This is a genomic window from Streptococcus pluranimalium, assembly GCF_047785745.1.
Lineage (GTDB): Bacteria > Bacillota > Bacilli > Lactobacillales > Streptococcaceae > Streptococcus > Streptococcus pluranimalium_B.
The window spans coordinates 1-2,011 of sequence record NZ_JBLOJT010000168.1 but is presented as its reverse complement, the minus strand read 5'-3'; the positions used below and the strand labels follow the sequence as shown (position 1 = coordinate 2,011).

Below are 2,011 nucleotides of genomic sequence, written 5' to 3'. Positions count from 1 at the left end.
TTTACATAATTTGCTCAAAATGAAGATGAACAATAACTTTATCATCGTAACCATTACGTTCTAGATCGCGCTGCAAACGATATGAAATATAGTGCTCAGCAATATTGATATACCCAGCATCCATCAGACGATTTTCTACTAATGATTGAATCATGTTAATGGTTGGACGCTCGACTTGCGCTTCTTCCAAATCAAGTACAACTTTTTTAGTTACTTGAGCAAGATTCGCACGCCACGTATCATCGATAACATAAACCGTTTGAGCGGCTTTTACAATAGCTTGGTAGATTTTCTCTGGATCAAAGTCTGCAACTTGTCCATCACGTTTAATAATTTGCATAAGAGGTCTCCTTTCAATGCATTTTCATTGCTTACATTAATTATGCAAGGGATTTCATCTTTTGTCAAGTCGAATTATCGCAGAGAAAAAATAAACTCGAAGAATCTTATTTCTTCGAGTTTATTATAACTATTCTGCACCAAGAGCAGCCATTGTGATGTAGTTATATGGTTTATTGAAGTGTGGCAAGAAGAAGATATCCATAAGTGAAAGTTCTTCGATTGTCACATGTTTCATGATCGCAAGTGAGAACATATGGATTCCCATTGACATATCTTCACGTGATACCATTTGGCAACCAAGAACAACACGTGTGTCTTTATCGTAGACAATTTTGATAGCAACATCATGATTATCGTGTTTGATAAATTCAGGCTTTTGTTTATCATTGAAAGATGCTACTGCAGCATTAAAGCCAGCTTCTTTTGCACGCTCTTCAGTCAAACCAGTTGAAACCATGTTAAGTCCGAAGATTGAAATACCATTTGAACCTTGTACACCAACACCTTCAAGCTCATGACCAGCAAGGTTGTGAGCAGCAACAATACCTGTACGAACAGCATTTGAAGCCAAGGCAATGTAGCTATGATCATCACGAGCATTATCATAGATAGTAGCACAGTCACCAATAGCATAAACATCTTTTACACTAGTTTCTTGTTTTTTATCAACCAAGAAAGCACCATTACGGAAAGTTTCAAGTTCGCCGTTTCCAAGTGCTGTGTTAGGGCGGAATCCTACACACATGATAACCATGTCAACATCAAAAGTTTCTTTATCAGTTACAAGGCGTTCAACTTTTCCGTCACCTTCTACAGCTTGCACAGCTTGACCAAGAGCAAGTTTAACACCATTTTCTTCAAGGTTTTGGTTCATCATTGCAGTAAAATCACGGTCATAGTATGCACCCATTACTGTTTCAGCGATATCAACAAGAACGACTTCTTTACCTTTACGTTTGAAACTTTCAGCAAGTTCGACACCAATGTAACCACCACCAACAACTGCTACACGTTCGATACCAGGTTTTTCAAGGCGGTTAATAACATCTTCAGCATTTTGGTAAAGTTTAACAAATTGAAGGTTTTCAAGTGTTGCTTCAAAGTCTGTTGATCCCTCTTTGATTTCAACGCCTTTAATTGGCGGTACAATCGGTTGAGAACCAGTTGCTAAAAGCAATTTATCATAAGATTCAACATGTTCTTTACCATCAACAATCGCAGTTACTTCTTTTTTAGCGTAGTCAATGTGAGTGACAGGTGACTCCATGTATACTGTTGCACCCATGCTTTCCAATTCTTCTTTATCAGAATAGAAAAGACCTTCAGGACCATCAATTTGTTTACCTATCCATAAAGCCATTCCACATCCTAAGAAGGAAATGTTTGAGTTTTGGTCAAATGTTACGATTTCATTTTCAGAACCATAGTTTGACAACATTGTTTTAATAGCAGCTGTACCAGCGTGGTTGGTACCTACGACAACAATTTTAGACATATAAAAATCTCCAATATATTTTTTTTACTTGTTAAGTATAACACATACAAGAATAGACACCAATTTTTTTGCTCATTAAATCACAAACAATAATATCTACACTTATGTTAACGTTTTCTATTTTATCAAAAATCACATGATTTGACTAGTCTCCACTGTTAATATCCCCAAAAT

General features: G+C 36.5%; 2 protein-coding genes. Both read right to left on the bottom strand.

The features are described 5' to 3' along the window. Window position 1 precedes the first annotated feature (1 nt). Entirely contained in the window at window positions 2–340 is a 339-nt protein-coding gene (locus ACMZ6U_RS10205) for an ATP cone domain-containing protein (protein WP_416108314.1), read from the bottom strand. A 129-nt stretch (window positions 341–469) separates the two neighbouring features. Next, on the bottom strand, window positions 470–1,837 hold the full coding sequence (nox, locus tag ACMZ6U_RS10200; protein ID WP_416108313.1) for a H2O-forming NADH oxidase: 1,368 nt from the start codon (window positions 1,835–1,837) through the stop codon (window positions 470–472). Window positions 1,838–2,011: the final 174 nt, after the last annotated feature.